15 protein-coding genes are annotated in these 16735 nt (G+C 46.3%); 10 read left to right on the top strand and 5 right to left on the bottom strand.

Translation table 11 applies throughout. The features are described 5' to 3' along the window. The first annotated feature begins 136 nt into the window (after positions 1 to 136). Positions 137 to 1426: an adenosylmethionine--8-amino-7-oxononanoate transaminase gene (gene bioA / locus ACO05E_RS03320; protein WP_419811573.1), complete on the top strand. Its 1290-nt coding sequence runs from the start codon at positions 137 to 139 to the stop codon at positions 1424 to 1426. 57 nt (positions 1427 to 1483) lie between these two features. Here the strand turns inward: bioA and ACO05E_RS03315 are convergent, their stop codons facing one another. Continuing rightward, on the bottom strand, positions 1484 to 2038 hold the full coding sequence (locus tag ACO05E_RS03315; protein WP_419811572.1) for a carboxymuconolactone decarboxylase family protein: 555 nt from the start codon (positions 2036 to 2038) through the stop codon (positions 1484 to 1486). A 123-nt stretch (positions 2039 to 2161) separates the two neighbouring features. On the opposite strand from ACO05E_RS03315, the gene ACO05E_RS03310 reads away from it, so the two are divergent. The 3 genes from ACO05E_RS03310 (at position 2162) to moeA (ending at position 4762) form a co-directional block, all read left to right on the top strand. After that, the gene (locus ACO05E_RS03310; protein WP_419811571.1) at positions 2162 to 2563 is read left to right on the top strand and encodes a winged helix-turn-helix transcriptional regulator; all 402 of its coding nucleotides are present in this window, start codon (positions 2162 to 2164) and stop codon (positions 2561 to 2563) included. Between the two features lie 112 nt (positions 2564 to 2675). Beyond that, a complete protein-coding gene (locus ACO05E_RS03305; protein ID WP_419811570.1) occupies positions 2676 to 3494 on the top strand; it encodes a hypothetical protein in 819 nt (272 codons plus the stop codon). A 32-nt stretch (positions 3495 to 3526) separates the two neighbouring features. Next, positions 3527 to 4762, top strand: a complete 1236-nt coding sequence (gene moeA, locus ACO05E_RS03300) for a molybdopterin molybdotransferase MoeA (RefSeq protein WP_419811569.1) — start codon at positions 3527 to 3529, stop codon at positions 4760 to 4762. 62 nt (positions 4763 to 4824) lie between these two features. Here the strand turns inward: moeA and ACO05E_RS03295 are convergent, their stop codons facing one another. The 4 genes from ACO05E_RS03295 to ACO05E_RS03280 form a co-directional block, all read right to left on the bottom strand. Then, entirely contained in the window at positions 4825 to 6132 is a 1308-nt protein-coding gene (locus ACO05E_RS03295) for a YncE family protein (protein WP_419811568.1), read from the bottom strand. Positions 6133 to 6363: 231 nt separating this feature from the next. Further along, positions 6364 to 6918 carry a hypothetical protein gene (locus ACO05E_RS03290; RefSeq protein ID WP_419811567.1) on the bottom strand — a complete coding sequence of 185 codons (555 nt, stop codon included), beginning with the start codon at positions 6916 to 6918 and terminating at the stop codon, positions 6364 to 6366. A 186-nt stretch (positions 6919 to 7104) separates the two neighbouring features. Further along, the gene (locus tag ACO05E_RS03285) at positions 7105 to 8280 is read right to left on the bottom strand and encodes an acyltransferase family protein (protein ID WP_419811566.1); all 1176 of its coding nucleotides are present in this window, start codon (positions 8278 to 8280) and stop codon (positions 7105 to 7107) included. A 632-nt stretch (positions 8281 to 8912) separates the two neighbouring features. After that, positions 8913 to 9722, bottom strand: coding sequence for an ion transporter (locus ACO05E_RS03280; RefSeq protein ID WP_419811565.1), 810 nt, complete (start codon positions 9720 to 9722; stop codon positions 8913 to 8915). 553 nt (positions 9723 to 10275) lie between these two features. On the opposite strand from ACO05E_RS03280, the gene mraZ reads away from it, so the two are divergent. From mraZ to ACO05E_RS03250, 6 genes are read left to right on the top strand one after another with little or no spacing between them, the layout of a single operon-like run. After that, a complete protein-coding gene (mraZ, locus tag ACO05E_RS03275) occupies positions 10276 to 10731 on the top strand; it encodes a division/cell wall cluster transcriptional repressor MraZ (protein ID WP_419811564.1) in 456 nt (151 codons plus the stop codon). Further along, positions 10728 to 11684: a 16S rRNA (cytosine(1402)-N(4))-methyltransferase RsmH gene (gene rsmH, locus ACO05E_RS03270; protein WP_419811563.1), complete on the top strand. Its 957-nt coding sequence runs from the start codon at positions 10728 to 10730 to the stop codon at positions 11682 to 11684. The genes mraZ and rsmH overlap by 4 nt, the downstream gene beginning before the upstream one ends. Before the next feature lie 8 nt (positions 11685 to 11692). After that, positions 11693 to 12010 (top strand): cell division protein FtsL, encoded by a 318-nt coding sequence (gene ftsL / locus ACO05E_RS03265; RefSeq protein ID WP_419811562.1) that lies wholly within the window; start codon positions 11693 to 11695, stop codon positions 12008 to 12010. Positions 12011 to 12048: 38 nt separating this feature from the next. Next, entirely contained in the window at positions 12049 to 13806 is a 1758-nt protein-coding gene (locus ACO05E_RS03260; protein WP_419811561.1) for a peptidoglycan D,D-transpeptidase FtsI family protein, read from the top strand. Next, on the top strand, positions 13803 to 15329 hold the full coding sequence (locus tag ACO05E_RS03255; protein WP_419811560.1) for a UDP-N-acetylmuramoyl-L-alanyl-D-glutamate--2,6-diaminopimelate ligase: 1527 nt from the start codon (positions 13803 to 13805) through the stop codon (positions 15327 to 15329). Before ACO05E_RS03260 ends, ACO05E_RS03255 begins: the two co-directional genes overlap by 4 nt. Continuing rightward, a complete protein-coding gene (locus ACO05E_RS03250; RefSeq protein WP_419811559.1) occupies positions 15322 to 16734 on the top strand; it encodes a UDP-N-acetylmuramoyl-tripeptide--D-alanyl-D-alanine ligase in 1413 nt (470 codons plus the stop codon). Before ACO05E_RS03255 ends, ACO05E_RS03250 begins: the two co-directional genes overlap by 8 nt. Position 16735 lies beyond the last annotated feature (1 nt).

Genomic DNA, 16735 nt, shown 5'->3' with positions numbered 1-16735 from the left:
TCATGGGATCCAGCATCATAAATGCGACGACGCAGTGGTCAACCAGACCGTTGTATGTAGGTTTACTGAATGCGGGTTAGTCGTCATCATAGCGGTTGAGAAAGTAACCCACCGATCATCTGGCCTAGGAGTGTATATGTCTGATTTTCAACGCAGCGTCGATCTGGATTTTGATCGTGCGCATATCTGGCACCCGTACAGTTCAATGACCACGCCGGGCAATATCTGGCCGGTGAAAAGTGCCAGCGGCGTACGTTTAACCCTGGAAGATGGTCGCGAGCTGATTGATGGCATGTCGTCCTGGTGGTGTGTGGTGCATGGCTACAATCATCCGCGTTTAAATGCTGCGGCAGCTGAACAGCTACAGCATATGAGCCATGTAATGTTTGGCGGCTTAACCCATGCGCCTGCGGTTGAACTGGCAAAACGGCTGGTTAACATCACGCCAGAGGGACTGGATAAAGTCTTTATTGCTGATTCCGGTTCGGTGTCGGTGGAAGTATCGATCAAAATGGCAATCCAATATCAACACGCACGCGGTAAGCCCGGTAAAAATCGTTTACTGGCGCTGGAATATGGTTATCACGGTGATACCTTAGGGGCGATGTCGGTGTGTGATCCACAACGTGGTATGCACCATTTATTCTCCGGTATCTTGCCGCAACAGTTTTTTGTACCGGCGCCACAAACTCCATTCGATGGTGACTGGAACCCGGATGATATTCTGCCGCTGCGTCACAAGCTGGAGCAACATCACAACGACATTGCCGCACTGATTCTTGAACCGATTGTGCAAGGCGCGGGTGGCATGCGTTTTTATCACCCGGAATATTTACGCCAGGCACGGGCATTATGTGATGAATTTGATGTGTTATTAATTGTCGATGAAATTGCCACTGGCTTTGGCCGCAGTGGTAAATTATTCGCCTGTGAACACGCTGATATTACTCCGGATATCTTATGTGTTGGTAAAGCCATTACCGGCGGTTATATGAGCCTGGCGGCCACACTGGCAACTACTCATGTGGCAGAAACCATCAGCAACGGCGAAGCCGGGTGTTTTATGCACGGGCCAACTTTTATGGGTAATCCGTTAGCGTGTCGGGTCGCGTGTGAAAGTATCGATTTATTATTGGAAAATGACTGGCAGGCACAAGTTCAACGGATTGAAAAAGGGCTGATTAATGGTTTGGCTCCGGCACGTGAATTAAACAGCGTTGCAGATGTACGTGTGCTGGGTGCTATTGGTGTGATCGAAATGAAACAACCGGTGGATATGGCGACTCTGCAACCAGCGTGTGTTGAGCGTGGTATCTGGATCCGCCCGTTTGGTAAGCTGGTGTACGTGATGCCGCAGTTTGTGATGAGTGATGAGGACTTGGAGCAGCTGACGGCAGGTATGGTGGGGGCGCTGGCCGGGAAATAATAAAAAAGCGCTTAAGTTTATTTAAGCGCCTTTAGCTCACGGCGTAATTAAAACCAATTAAGCGCCGTGTTGATTTTCATCAAACTGTTCCACCATCGGGAAGTCATGCTCAGGGTCTGCTACGTGACGGATGTATTGCAGGCTGGTGTATACCCCAACAATTCCAATCACTTCCAGCAGTGCTTTCTCGCTGTAACCAGCTTCCAGCGCAGCATTTAATGTTGATGGTGATACCTTGCCACGCTGGCGAATCACTTCATTGGTGTAGCTCAGCAGCGCCTGACTTTTAGCGCTGTCGGCTTTGGCTGCCATGGCTTCCAGCAGATCGGCTTCAGACAGATTGTGCATCTGACCAACCTGCATATGAACGTTAACGCAGTAGTCGCAACGGTTAAGGGCAGACGTCAGCATGGCAACCAGCTCAACTTCTGCGCCGCTCAGCTCACAGCCGTTCGCCACTTCTTTATTAAAAGCCATGATGCCTTTCAGAACATTGGGCGCATTGCCAGCCACTTTAAACAGATTAATAACGGCACCAAATTGTGATTTGGCTTCTGCAAAGGCTTCTTCGGTAGCGCCGGTTGCGGTTTCAGGCTGAATTGGATCAAACATAGTGATCTCCTTTTTGTCTCGGAGCATGATAATATGCTGGTGATTACTTAAGTTATAGTACGCACCTTTTGGTAACTATAGATTTAGACCTGTTAAGCTTGTAACAGGAGTCAGATAACGACCGTGGACACTGCCATGTATGAATTACCGAAAGATCGCTCAAAAGCGACGCCCAATGTGTTTAATGCCAAATGCCCGGCTCGTTGCCTGCTGGGACAGATTGCCGGTAAGTGGAACCTGCTGGTAATGGATGCGCTATCGCAGCAGCGTTGGCGAAATGGTGAGTTGTTGCGAAAGATTGATGGCATCTCACAAAAGATGCTGACCCAGACACTGCGCGAGCTGGAAAATATGAATCTGGTTTATCGCCTTGATATGGGCACGGTACCGCCGCATGTCGAGTATGGGCTGACCCCTTTGGGTGAGGAGTTGCGTGAACAAATTTGCTCGTTAGACCGCTGGGTAGAGAATAATATGTTCCATCTGATTGAGAATAATCAGTCGGTGCCGCTTAAATACACGTAACATTTATGAGCAATCCTTTGTAAGCATGCCTTAGGCTGAACCTTTGTGCTTTTGACCAGTCTTATTTTTTTACTTCAGAGCCGTGTTTAAATCGTTATTTCAGGAAGTTGTTGTGCTGAGTTTGTTAAAATCTAAACCCCTGGTTGATCAGGCTACGGCCGAATGGGTATTTGAAACCTTTGCCTGGGCGTTACACACCTTTGATGCTGAAGAATTTTTTCAGCGTACTCAGCTGATTCAACCAAGTAATGAGTTCTTTCCCGGGCGTGTTGCCAGCGTTGAAGAAAAAGCCGCTAATATTTTTCAGCATACCCAGCGTTATGCCGGGTTAAATCGCTGGCCGTTGCAGTTGTTATCTTCGCAACAATTACAAGCAGATCCTCAGTGTCAGTTGCCACCGGCACCACAACCGATGCTGGAGCACATAACACGCGATTCACAATTAAATACGAACAACGAATTAATCCCAGTCGACCAGCCATTGCAGGTGTTTTATAACCCGCAACAAACATTAAAGCCCGAGGATATGGCAGCCAGTTATGCCCATGTAATGGCACAACATATGGTGGTGCAAGGGCGGGTATTGCCACCAGGTGGGCAGGAATTATTTGCTGAGGCCAGCGAATTATTAGCCGGTTTTATGGGCTTTGGTGTGTTGCTAGCGAACTCGTCGTATACCATTCGTGGGGGGTGTGGCAGCTGTTACAACGTCATGGCGAATCGTCAACCGGCCTTAACCGAATACGATAATGTATTTGTGTTGGCATTATTTTGTCGGTTAAAAAATATTGATAACAAAAGTGCCACCCGCTATCTGAAAAAGCATTTGCATAAACCCTATAAAATGGCATTAAAGCAAATTGATAATTTTCCCGAGCAGCTTGCCCGCTTACAGGCTATAAACACTGCAACATCAAGTGAAAGCCGTTAAAATAGCCTTATTCAGAAGATGAGATTTATACCATGATCGATCATTGCGCTGCCCCCGGATTAACGCCATTGGATCAGGCTCTGGAGCAATTACTGAGCAGCCTTAAACCACTTGAAGAAACCGAAGTGGTGGCTATTGAACAAGCGCTGGGGCGTGTTATTGCGCAGCCTGTGGTTAGCCAATTAAATGTGCCGCCGGCGGATAATTCCGCCATGGATGGTTATGCATTACGGGCTGACGACGCAGGCGAGAATGCAACGCTGACCTTAATTGGCCAATCGTTCGCAGGGCATCCTTTTGCGGGCGAAGTACAAGCCGGGCAATGTGTACGGATTATGACGGGTGCTCAGGTTCCGGCTGGTGCCGATGCCGTGATTATGCAGGAGCAGGTCAGTGCTGACGGTGATCAGATTACCCTGAATCGTGCTGTAACCGCTGGTAATAATGTCCGTGTTGCGGGCGAAGATATTGCCATCGGGCAGGCGGTATTTGAGCCGGGTCGTTGCCTGCGTGCTGCGGATTTGGGTTTATTAGCCAGTTTAGGCATTCGTGAAATTACCGTGGTGCGTCGTCTGCGGGTTGCGGTGTTGTCCACCGGCGATGAATTAAAAAAGCCGGGTGAGCCATTAGCACCGGGGCAGTTTTATGAAAGTAACGGTTATACGATTTCGGCAGTACTGGAAAAGCTGGATGTTGAAATTACTAACTTTGGTATTGTTGCTGATAATCTGGATGCACTGCGTTCTGCATTTACTCAAGCGGATGAATTATGCGACGTGGTGATCACCTCCGGTGGTGTATCGGTAGGCGAAGCGGATTTTGTTAAAAATGTACTGGATGAATTAGGTGAAATTGCCTTCTGGAAATTAGCGATTAAACCCGGTAAACCGTTTGCTTTTGGTTTTTTACCCAACAGCGTTTTTATTGGTTTACCAGGCAATCCGGTATCTGCGTTGGTTACTATGCATCAGTTGGCGGTGCCGATGTTAAAAACACTCACCGGCCAGAAAGTAGTAAAACCATTACGTATTGCGGCTACGGCCGGATGCCGAATTAAAAAAGCGCCGGGGCGAACGGATTTCCAGCGTGGTATTTATCAAATCGATGAGCAAGGGAAAATGACGGTAGTAACGACCGGCAGTCAGGGCTCGGGTGTATTAACGTCGATGAATGCCGCAAATTGCTACATTATTATCGAGCAACAACGCGGTACGGTTGAAACGGGTGAAACCGTTATAGTTGAGCCGTTTGATAATATTGTGAGTTAGAATTTTTCAGACTTCATGAAAAAGGCCATGATGATTTATATCATGGCCTTTTTATTTTTCAGCTATTCAATCACCAAATGACCAGTACGGATACGCTGGGGGTGATCGCCCACCGGGAAGCTGGCGACTTCTTTTGCTGTTTCAAATGAAATAACCGACACGCGATCTTGCTGGCTCACCGACACATAACAATGTTTTCCATCGGCACTTTCGGTCGACCAGTATGGCTTGGCATCCAATGGGTGCTCTTTCATCAGAGAAACAGTTTGATACTCAAAGCTATCACGCTCAACAATAGCAGCGTAGCCCGACATGGTACCGGCGACGCACAATTTATCACCGCTGCTGTTCATGGCTAAGCCGTGATGAGCGGAATTTAATTGATAGTCACGGGTGCTCATGTCGGCAATCACCTGTGGAACTGGTAACTCAATACGACGGGTTACTTTTTGTTGTTCAATATCGTATTCAAAAAAGCCGTGATAAAACGATACCTGCAGATAAACAAATTTGCCGTCAGGCGCAACGGCCATGGGGCGTACCGCACTGTCTACCCATGGGAAACCGAATTCTTCCAGCTTTTCTCCCATATCCACTTGTTGCAGTACTTCGTAAGTGTCAGCATCCACCACCTGAAAGTAACGGTCGCCTTTAATCCAGTCTAACCAGGACGTAGTGAACGGCACATAAACCTTGCCGATACTGGCATGATAAATCAGCTTACCATCAGCTGAATAGGTGTTTTCATGAGGTTGATCACCGGATTCAAAACCACCTTTAATTGTCCCGGTTTCTGTATCAATCGCATGGACTTTACGCGCAGTGGAGGCAGACACCAGGAAGGTTTTACCATCGGGTGAAATGGCCGCATGATCGGAACGGGAGCCTTCGATTGGCGTACGCCATTTAATCTCGCCGCTGTTCACATCCAATGCAATCACATCGGCAAAGCTGGGACGGGAAATAAACAAATAACGACCATCGTTCGAGGTAAACATATCATCGACCATCTGATGGTTGCCTTCACCAATCACTTCTTTGATAAAAGTTGACGTAATCCAGCGTTTGATACTGCCATTCAGTTCTTCCAGGCGCTCGGCCTTATCCGGTACCGCATTGAGCTTTTTAATGCGTTGAAAGGTGTAGGGGTCATATATATCAATGGTACCGTCCCAGTTATTGCCCACTACAATCACATCACGGGCACCATCGGGTTTTGGCTTGGTGTGTGGATTGTGAGTGGTGTCCGGGCTATGTAGGTCATGCTGGTCAGCATCATCAGTGATTTGAGGATTTACAATGTCAGCCGCCTGAGAGACAGATAAACCGGCGCTTAATGCCATGGCCAGTATAGATTTGATGAATGTCATAGGAGTCACCTTATGGGTTTTATTATTAGTATGATGACTACTATACCTCATATCAGATCAGGGGTAGTGACTTCAGCGGCCAGTTTTTTTGACCGCTGAGGCCAGGCAACGCCCATATTATCGCCTGATTAAACAAAGAAAGTATCAAAAGTAGCGCTGAAGGCAGTAATGATAAAGGCTTTAGCTACCCTGAACACTATGGCCCGGGATGGTCTGGAGTGGGCTTGTTAATTAATTTTTAGCTACAGTTGAATCGCAGATGCTTGTTGAGTCTTTCTTGAAAATAGAAAGGCCTTTAGCATTCTTCTTTGTGTTAAAGAAATTTTGATAAGGGAAAAGTTTGTTTTTTAAAATTACCACATAGGCAATAAAAAAAGCATTAATGCATACCTCTGATAAAACATCGATAACCCCTGCTCCGAATAAACGAAGAATATTCATAAATAAGAAAAATGAAAATATCAGGTATCCAATCGATAGTTTTCTATAAATGCAGTATAAGACTAAAACAGGTATTACAACTTCAAAAGTTATAAATCCAAGGGCTGTAGTCACCGGGAGTTCAGGAAAAATTGGTGCGATTGACAGCAAGCCTAGCAAAATCCAAACTAAGTATATGCCAATCAAGGTGTTATTAGCGCTACTGTAGCTCTCAGACTCTTCGGGATCTGGATACATTGCTAGATATTTGGAAACCTTTTTAAGGTTAAGTCCTTCTTCTGAGGCTTTCTCAAAAATAGAACCCTTGCTTTTTCCTTCCCTAAGAAGACGCTTAACAACTCTCATGAATGCTCCTTGTAGGTTTAATTTGAACGAATAATCGCTATTTTATATGTCGATTAAATATTCAGGTTGAAACTGCGGTTGGCGCAATTAATAAAGTAATTTTTTATCCTGTTTCTGGTGTTGGTAATACTATGGTTCTGGATCCCGGAAGTGCACTTATGAATTAGTTGTTAGTTGCAGGTTGAATTACAGTTTCTTGGTGTCTGTATTAGATCTAATCCAAATGTATTTAGCAAGCCTGTTGCTTAAGCTCATTCCTTTTAAGTCTATGCTACGGTAAAAAAATAATGACAAAAAGTATATTGTTAGTATTGATAGGATAGATGAGGTCACTGCGGCAATGTTATACATTCCTGTAGCCTCATATAGTCTGTTAAAAACAAACACTCCAAAGGTCGATAGAATGGGGATATGAATGAGGTACACAGAAAAAGAAACTTTTCCCATAAAAGCTGAAAATTTTCCAGAAAAAATCGTACTTAAGCGATCATTAAATATTACGGCATAAACGATGAAGAATCCTGATATGAAATTGCATATTTTATACGTGTGATCACCCAGGAAAAAATGAATAAAGGTATATGAAGTACTTGTATTGTGAGCGCCAGCAAGATATATACCGACACTAATCAATATTAGTGCCATGCTTGATGTTATTTTTTGTCCGTAAATGCTGAATAAATAACCGCCATAAAAAGATATAAGCCCAAGAGCAAGGTTTGACGGTATTATTTTTAGAAGCAGAAGGGCTATAGTCATAAGGAAAATACAACCGGTTAGAAATGGCTGTTTTAGTGAAGCTCTGTTAAAACAGAGAAAATAAACAACGAATGAGCCTATTAACTCAATTTTCATCGTCCATAAAACTGGATTGTATAGACTCTTTCCTGATAAGAAAAATACGTCAATGGCTCCACTATAAATCGCACCAAAGAATGAATGACTTTGATTATCTCCATAGTTGTTTATCCAGTCAGTCAGTTGCGGGCTTTGAATATTTATAAATTTAATAGCGATATAGCCCAACAGGCATGAGGCAAGTGCCGGTATCATTAACCGAGGGTACCTTTTAAGGCTCATAAGGAAGAGTCTTTTATTTATATTTTTTTCTTTAAGTGCCGCTCTGGATAAAATATAGCCACTAATGGTAAAAAATATAAACACAGCTGATGTCCCGGAAAAGAAAAAACCAAATGGAGATTCATGGATTGAATATTGAATAGGGTGATCTTCAAATCTGGCTTTTCCATTAAAAGCATGTAGATAAGGGTAAAATGTTAGACTTAAATGTGACAACAGAACCATAAAGCAGGCCCATCCACGAATGCTTTCAACTGCTGGAATTTTATTCTCTGATTGCATAATTTTCTTATTCTTTAACGCTCATCACAACAGTGAACTACATAATGACGACGTTCTGTAGTTGAAGGCTATTCTTGATTATTTCGGAGAAAATAAGTGACCCGAAAACTTCAAATTACTTGTTAGCGAAGATCAGCTTTTAGGAGGCTAGCTTTTTGTAATCGGAGTTTTCTATCGTACTCACTTCAAAATCTTGTAGATTTCCATTTGAGGGGTTCTCAAACGAAGTCAGTAGAAATGCTGATGTCATCCATTTCATCTACTCGCTCCTTGCGCTTAACGCTGTTGTGCACATGCGTGTTTGTATGGAGGGCCCTGGTTTTGGGCATTCTCATAACTAACTGAAATCTTTGTGGAAATTTCCACTTGTCAGATTTTTTCATCCAGGTAAATAAGCACGCCGGTTATACCTGAAAACGCGACCTTATTATTCTCGTTGACGAAGCTGACAAGACTTTGATTTTCCTACAGATTTTCCTTAAAGAACAGTGCAAACACGCAGGATTGCCATTTTTTCGTGCCATTCTTGCCATGAACTTGTGTTTTTTGGCAGTTTTACTGCTTTTGTATGCCGTATTTCACAAGAATAGCGTCCGTGCTGATTCTCGTTGGCTTTTGTTAGAGCCCTAATACTATTTTGAGTTTTGCTGCTGAATAATCAGTTGCTTCAACTCCTGAATTTCAGCCTGTAAGTCTTCAATTGTTGCCTTGCCCTCGGCTTCTTCCTGTTCCGCACGCTCGCGGGCGTGTTCATCTTCCAGCACATTAACGACGATACCAATCACCATATTGAGGAAGGCGAATGCCGTCAGGAAGATAAAGGTGAGGTAATAAGTCCACGATAGCGGGTAGGTGCCCATGGTCTCGTACATCACATCAGTCCAGTCTTCAAAGGTCATTACCCGGAACAGCGTCAGTAATGAAATGGAGATATCGCCCCATAGCTCAGGATTGATTTGGGCAAAGAAGGTTGAACCTATGGCGGCGTAGATATAGAAGATGATAAACATCAACAGCAGGACATAGCCCAGTTGCGGTAGTGCCCGCAGCAGCGAGTTCAGCAGGGTGCGCAGCTCGGGAATAATCGACACCATTCGTAGTACCCGGAATATCCGCACCAATCGGCCGATCAGTGCCATATCGCTGTCTTCGATTGGAATCAGGCTGACCAATACCACTAAGGTGTCAAACACGTTCCAGCCATTATGGAAGAAGCGTTTCTTATTGGGCTCTGCAATAAACCGAATGGTGATTTCAAGCAGGAAGATCACGGTGATACTGGCATCCAGCCACAGCACCACTTGCAGCACCTTCTCTGGGATGACGTAGGTTTTGGCGCCAATCAATAATGCAGAAATGATAATGACGGACACCACAAACAGTTCGAACAGTTTGTTGTCGCGCAGTTTTTGGGATGCCGCCTGTATTGCCTGGATATTCATAGTCTTTGGTTAGTCTGAAGGTTTTGAGTAGTCGTTTTTGTTGTTTCGAAGCTTTGATTGCAAGTTGGCTGCATCATAAACCAGCTGATGCCTGCAAAGGTAGCGCGGTGATTGGCTCTGGCGGCATTGTCAAAGGTTGGTGCTTGCTAACTTTTGATTAAAGTGAAGTTAGTAATTACTTCATATAGCAAAATTTTATATGTCTTTGAGTTGGTGAATACTAACTTAAGAATTTACTTTAACTTTGCGCCTTAGATGGAACAGTCTGTTCATGTTTTGTTCGCCACAAATTCCCACCATTCTTTCCCACCTCGCTAAGTCATTGTGAAATAAAGCAAAATCCTGATGAAACCGGTACTTTCCCGGGTTGCAAAAGGCATAGGTGCTTTCTATAGTGTAGTTATGTGGATGATAGTGGGTAATTGTGGGATCTCTTTAAACTGCAGTGGAGATTCATGGAATGCCCGGGATAAAACCCTTGATGTTAGTGCTCACTATCGCTGCAAAATAAGAATTACCCAACTCACAAACAGAAAGTCACAACGGAAGGCATATGTTTCGGGGGCTACATACGATCAATCTGGATGCTAAAGGGCGTCTGGCGATCCCGACAAAATATCGGGAACCGCTGGCTGAGCTCTGTGGTGCCCGTTTGGTAGCCACGATTGATACCGAAGAACGTTGTTTGTTGGTGTATCCCATTAATGAATGGGACGAAATTCAGAAAAAGATTGAAGCACTACCCAGCTTTAACCCGGTTGCTCGCCGTATTCAGCGTTTGCTGATTGGCCATGCCACGGACCTTGAGCTGGATAGCAGCGGACGAGTGCTGTTACCGCAACCATTGCGGGAATACGCCGGTTTAGAAAAAGAAAGCGTGCTGGTTGGTCAGGGCAAAAAGCTGGAACTGTGGAGCAAAGCTCAATGGGAAAGCCGTCGTGATGACTACCTGGATATGGTGAGCCAGCCAGATCAGCTGCCGGAAGAATTACAGAGCTTGTCGTTATGAGTTTAAAAGACACAGATTTAGCCGATTTTTTACACACCACGGTATTGCTGGAAGAAACAGTCGACGGTTGTCTGACTGACCCGGATGGTGTGTATGTCGACGGTACTTTTGGCCGGGGCGGCCATAGCCGTTTGTTGTTAAGCAAATTATCCGATAAAGGTCGCTTAATTGGGTTTGATAAAGACCCGCTGGCGATTGAATCGGGCAAAACGTTAGAGCAGGAAGACAGCCGCTTCCAGATTGTGCAGTCCAGTTTCGCCGAGATGAAAACCGAATTAGCGCGCTTAGGTATTTCTGAGGTAGACGGGATTTTGCTGGATCTGGGTGTGTCTTCTCCTCAGCTCGACGATGCTGAACGTGGTTTCAGCTTTTTACGTGACGGCCCTTTGGATATGCGTATGAACCCGGATGCCGGGCTCAGTGCAGCCGAATGGCTGGAGCAAACCCCGGAGAAAGAAATTGCCCGGGTGTTAAAGGAATACGGGGAAGAACGCTACGGCAAGCGTATTGCCAACTGGCTGAAAAAAGCCCAGGCCGAAGAACCCATTACCACCACCTTGCGTTTGGCTGAAATTGTGAAAGCCGCAAACCCGAACTGGGAGCGTCATAAGCATCCGGCGACCCGTGCGTTTCAGGCGATCCGTATTGCGGTGAACAATGAGCTGGGTGATCTGGAGAATGTGCTGGATGAGTCGGTTGAATTATTAGCCAGTGGTGGTCACTTGGCGGTGATCAGCTTCCACTCGCTGGAAGACCGCATGGTGAAGCGCTTTATCCGTGCTCAGGAAAAAGGTAAAGACGTGCCGGTTGGTATCCCTCTGACCGATGATCAATTGGGTAAAACCATGAAGCGGGTCGGCAAGGCCATTATGCCAACCAAAGAAGAGGTTGATCGTAATGCCCGCTCCCGCAGCGCGGTATTGCGGGTTGCTGAACGCTTAGCGAAGTCATAGGCCGCAGCATGGAAGGGCAACAAGCTAATTCTGGTGACGTATGGTTAAAACGCGCTCGACGAATGTTGCCATGGAGACTGTTGCCATGGGGATTCTGGCTGCTGGTCATTGTGGTTGCTGCCTTGCAGATATCACAGGTGCATAAGCATCGTGGCTTGTTGGCGCAGTGGCAGCAGCTGGATAAGCAGCGCTTGGCGCTGTTGCAGGAGCACACTCGCTTATTGCTGGAAATCAGCACTCTGACGGCGCATGGCCGTATTGATCAGCAGGCGCGTAAACAACTGAATATGACGGAAGCTGCTGACGTACAGGTTTGGCAGCTTTAATACCAAAACGTTCCAACAATTAACGAGGTTTTTGCAAGATGACAACCGAACCCCAACCCACAACAAGCGGAATTGCCCGCTGGCGCTTTGCGCTGGTGATGGCAGTGTTCGCGGCGTTGTTGTTGGCGGTGCTGGTTCGGTTGGTCATGCTGCATACGGTTGACCAGCCGTTCTTGTTTGAGCAGGGTGAAAAACGCACCGTGCGATCAGAGCTGCAACCGGCCAGTCGGGGTAAAATTGTCGATCGTCATGGCCGCCCATTGGCCGTTAGTACTCCGGTGGTGACTTTGTGGATTAATCCACAGCAAATTAATCTGCAGCAAATTCCTCAGCTGGCTAAGCCGCTTGGTCTGAATAAAAAATCCTTGCTCAAAAAAGTAGAGCGAGCGGCCGGTAAAGGCCGCTCTTTTATTTATTTAAAACGTCAGGTTGAGCCGGAATTAGCGCAGCGGGTATTAAATCTGGGCGTCAGCGGTGTGTATGGCGATCACGATTTTCGTCGTTATTACCCGGCGTCAGAAGTCACTGCGCACACTCTGGGTATTGTCAATATTGATGGTCAGGGTCAGGAAGGATTGGAACTGGCCTTTAACGATTATTTATCCGGTCAAGATGGCTCTCGCCGGGTGGTCAAAGATTTATATGGCAATGTGGTGAAGCAACTGGAAGTGAGTGACACCCCGCAGCCGGGTAATGATTTACACCTGACGCTGGACCTGCGTCTGCAATATTTAGCATACCGTGAATTAAAAGCGGCGGTGGCTTCTCATAAAGCCAAAACTGGATCAGCGGTGTTGCTGGATGCGCGCAATGGCGAAGTGTTGGCATTGGTGAATCAACCGTCTTACAACCCGAATAACCGCGCACAATTAAAAGCCAATCATATGCGCAATCGCGCACTGGCCGATTTAATTGAGCCGGGCTCAACCATGAAGCCGTTTACGGTAGCGGCAGCGTTAGATTCCGGTCGTTATGCCCCATCAACCGTGCTGAATACCGCGCCGGGTTATATGCGGGTTAAACACAAAACCATTCGTGATCATCGCAATTATGGTGAGCTGGATCTTACTGGCGTGATTACCAAGTCTTCCAATATTGGTGTTACCAAGCTGGCGCATAATCTGGGCGCAGAAAAAGTCTGGCGCTTTTTTCACGATGCCGGTATGGGCTCTGCTTCGGTATTGGGTTTTCCGGGAGAAGCAGTTGGCACATTGCCTTACCCGGAGCAAATGGATGACCTGCGTTTGGCCACTATGTCTTACGGTTATGGTTTGTCATTAACCCCTTTGCAGTTGGCGCAAGCTTACACCAGCTTCAGTCAGCAAGGCTGTCGTCAGGCGGTGCGTTTATTAATGCTCGAAGCCGCTGAAAATACCCCGGGATGTCAGCGGGTCATGAAAGCAAGAACCGCGCGCCAGGTGTTAGATATGATGGAAACGGTGATTTCGGTAAAAGGTACCGGGCGTCGCGCCATGGTTAATGGTTATCGGGTGGCCGGCAAAACCGGTACCGCGCATAAAGTTGGCCGTGATGGTTACGAAGATTCTCAATACACCGCCATTTTTGCCGGGGTTGCACCGGTCTCTGATCCAGAGCTGGTATTGGTCGTTGTTGTCGACGAGCCTCAGGGACGTGAATATTACGGTGGTGAAGTAGCCGCCCCGGTTTTTTCCAGAATTATGGAGCAGGCACTGCGTTTGCGCCAGGTTGCTCCAGATGATCAGAAGACAAAAACAATCGTGGTAAATAAGAAAAAAGCAGCCCCTCAATTGATTGCTAAGAGGGATGCTGCATGACCATCACAACAATGAAATTATCGCAGTTAACCCAGGGGAATCCGTATATTCCACCGGAGTGGGATCGGGAGATCAAACACATTCGCATCGATAGTCGCGATGTGGCTGAAGGTGATGTTTTTATTGCCCGTAGTGGCAGCCAGCAAGACGGCCGGGCTCATATTCTGGATGCCGTTAAAAACGGTGCTGTCGCGGTATTGGCTGACGGTGAAATTGCGTTTGAATGTGTTGGTTATGAATTAGTTGATAGTGGTGTTCCGGTTTTCTCGGCACCGGGATTAGCCCAGCAAATTGTTGCGCTGTCAGAGCAGCGTTATCCACAAAGTGCTCAAATGCCTTTAATTGCGGTTACTGGTACTAATGGCAAAAGTTCTGTCACACAATATATTGCCCAGTTAACCACTACGTTAAATAAGGCTGCGGGTTTATTAGGCACCTTGGGTAATGGTGTCTGGCCGAACTTAGAAGCCACCCGTAATACCACGCCGGATATTACCGTGGTGAAGCGTTCTTTGTATGCCATGGCAGAACAGAAGGCAGATTTGGCTGCGCTGGAAGTATCGTCACATGGATTAGAGCAAGGCCGGGTTACCGGGTTGGCATTTCATACCGCCATCATGACCAATCTGACTCAGGATCACCTGGATTATCACGGTGATATGGACAGCTATTTTGCGGCAAAAGCAAAATTGTTCCGCGATTATCCGCTGCAATACGCATTGATTAATAGCGATGACGAATATGGTCAGCGATTATTAAATGAATCAGAAAACTCAGCTGAAAAAATCTACTCCTACGGCCGTCGTGCCGATTCAGATATTTATTATTCACAACCTAATTATGAATCCGGCTGGCTAACCTCTGAGTTAACAACTCCCTGGGGACAGGGCACGGTAAAACTGCCATTAATTGGTGATTTTAATATGGCAAATGCGGTTGCTGCGATTACTGCATTGTGTCTGCAGGATTTTGATTTTTCCGAGCTATTAGCAGCTGCTGCCACATTGAATGCCGTTGATGGCCGTATGGCGTTATACCGCCGTGTCGTTAATGCAGTTAATAACGATACTCCATCGGCAGTTACGCAGTTGGCCGTTGTGGATTTTGCTCATACACCGGACGCGTTAACTAATGTGATGCAGGCACTTAAAGGTGTTGCCACACAGCAAGCACTGGTATTTGGATGTGGTGGCGACCGTGATCGCAGTAAGCGCTCGTTAATGGCTGACGTGGCAGTGAGTTCAGAAGCCGAGGTTTGGTTAACTGATGATAATCCTCGTACAGAAGACCCACAGCAGATTTTTGCCGATGTTTTAACAGCAAAGAACAGTGAGCAATTTCACCAGCAACATGACCGAACTTTAGCCATTACTGAAGCGGTTAATTCAACTGCAGAGCTGGTGGTGATTGCAGGCAAGGGCCATGAGAATTATCAGGAAGTTGCCGGTATAAAACATCCCTATTCAGACGAGGCTGTTTTATTGAAACTCGGGTTTGAGAAAGCCGGAGGTCAATATGCTTAAGTCATTCTATTTATCCGACGTAACGGCTTTGTTAAATGGGAGTATTGTTCAGGGAGCAGATTGTGAAATCTCTGGTGTTTCCACCGATACCCGTACTATTCAGCCCGGTGATCTTTATATTCCGTTAAAAGGTGAACGCTTTAACGGCCATCATTTTATTACTCAGGCACAATCTGCAGGTGCAGTTGCTGCACTGGTGGATGAAGAGGTCGATAGTGCCGATTTTCCGGACTTACCCTTAGTTAAAGTGCCTGAGTGTTTATTGGCACTGGGGCAAATTGCTCAATACCAGCGTCAACAATTTACCGGCCCAGTGATTGCGGTGACTGGCAGTGCTGGCAAAACCAGCGTGAAACAATTAATGGCCAATGTGTTAAGTCAGCAATTTGCTACCTGGATGACCCAGGGCAACCTGAATAATCATATTGGCGCACCACTGACATTGCTGGCGCTTCAGCCGCAGCATCAGGCAGCCATGATTGAGCTGGGTGCCAGCGGCCTAAAAGAAATTGGTTACACCGCACAATTTGTTTTACCTCAGGTTGGCATTATTACTAATGCCAGTGCTGCGCACTTAGATGGTTTTGGCAGCCTGGAAGGCATTGTAAAAACCAAAGGTGAATTGATTGATTTTATTCAGTCGGGTGGCTGCGCGATTCTGAATCGTGATGATGTGTATTTCTCCGACTGGCATCAACGAGCACAACAACGTGGGTTGAATATTCTGACCTTTGGCTTTGCTGCAGAGGCAGATGTGCGTGCTGAAAACGTGCGCACTGGTTTAAATGGCAGTGAATTCAATCTGTGTTTGCAAGGTGAGTCTCATTCTGTGCGTTTGCCGTTATTAGGTGAGCATAACGTGCGTAATGCTCTGGCCGTTGTGGCTGCTGCGATTGCCATTGAAATGCCATTGGAAAAAATTATTGCAGGCCTTGAAAGTGCTGAAGCCTTTTCCGGTCGTTTGCGTTGGTGCGACGGTCGCCAGGGACAGCGTATTCTGGATGACAGCTACAACGCCAGTCCGGCATCTGTTTATGCTGCGATTGATGTGCTGGCCGAAGCTGATAACAGCTGGCTGGTGCTGGGTGATATGGCAGAACTTGGCGACGATGCCGAAAATATTCACGCTGCTGTCGGGGCTTATGCACAACAGCAGGGAATTAAAAAACTGATAGCAACCGGTGATTACAATAAACAAACCGTTGCCCGGTTTAACTGCAGTCAAGACGAAATCAATCAGGATGAAAAGAAAGCCAGCGGAATCTGGTTTAGCAGCCGTGATGAGCTGATAACTTATTTACAACAACAGACCCAGACAACCGATGTGTTGTTGATTAAAGGGTCGCGTAGCGCTGGTATGGACCAAGTCGTTAAAGCGCTGTGTATTGGGGAAGAGGAAAACTGAT

It is taken from the genome of Bacterioplanoides sp. (assembly GCF_965226395.1).
Classification (GTDB): Bacteria; Pseudomonadota; Gammaproteobacteria; order Pseudomonadales; family Oceanobacteraceae; genus Bacterioplanoides.
The sequence above is the reverse complement of the archived record's forward strand: the minus strand, read 5'-3'. Positions and strand labels throughout refer to the sequence as shown.

Excerpts from the sequence above, each read along its gene's own strand:
- bioA (WP_419811573.1), top strand. The coding sequence starts at position 137 with ATGTCTGATTTTCAACGCAGCGTCGATCTGGATTTTGATCGTGCGCAT.
- ACO05E_RS03315 (WP_419811572.1), bottom strand. The coding sequence starts at position 2,038 with ATGTTTGATCCAATTCAGCCTGAAACCGCAACCGGCGCTACCGAAGAA.
- moeA (WP_419811569.1), top strand. The coding sequence starts at position 3,527 with ATGATCGATCATTGCGCTGCCCCCGGATTAACGCCATTGGATCAGGCT.
- ACO05E_RS03295 (WP_419811568.1), bottom strand. The coding sequence starts at position 6,132 with ATGACATTCATCAAATCTATACTGGCCATGGCATTAAGCGCCGGTTTA.
- ACO05E_RS03290 (WP_419811567.1), bottom strand. The coding sequence starts at position 6,918 with ATGAGAGTTGTTAAGCGTCTTCTTAGGGAAGGAAAAAGCAAGGGTTCT.
- ACO05E_RS03285 (WP_419811566.1), bottom strand. The coding sequence starts at position 8,280 with ATGCAATCAGAGAATAAAATTCCAGCAGTTGAAAGCATTCGTGGATGG.
- ACO05E_RS03280 (WP_419811565.1), bottom strand. The coding sequence starts at position 9,722 with ATGAATATCCAGGCAATACAGGCGGCATCCCAAAAACTGCGCGACAAC.
- mraZ (WP_419811564.1), top strand. The coding sequence starts at position 10,276 with ATGTTTCGGGGGCTACATACGATCAATCTGGATGCTAAAGGGCGTCTG.
- rsmH (WP_419811563.1), top strand. The coding sequence starts at position 10,728 with ATGAGTTTAAAAGACACAGATTTAGCCGATTTTTTACACACCACGGTA.
- ftsL (WP_419811562.1), top strand. The coding sequence starts at position 11,693 with ATGGAAGGGCAACAAGCTAATTCTGGTGACGTATGGTTAAAACGCGCT.
- ACO05E_RS03260 (WP_419811561.1), top strand. The coding sequence starts at position 12,049 with ATGACAACCGAACCCCAACCCACAACAAGCGGAATTGCCCGCTGGCGC.
- ACO05E_RS03255 (WP_419811560.1), top strand. The coding sequence starts at position 13,803 with ATGACCATCACAACAATGAAATTATCGCAGTTAACCCAGGGGAATCCG.
- ACO05E_RS03250 (WP_419811559.1), top strand. The coding sequence starts at position 15,322 with ATGCTTAAGTCATTCTATTTATCCGACGTAACGGCTTTGTTAAATGGG.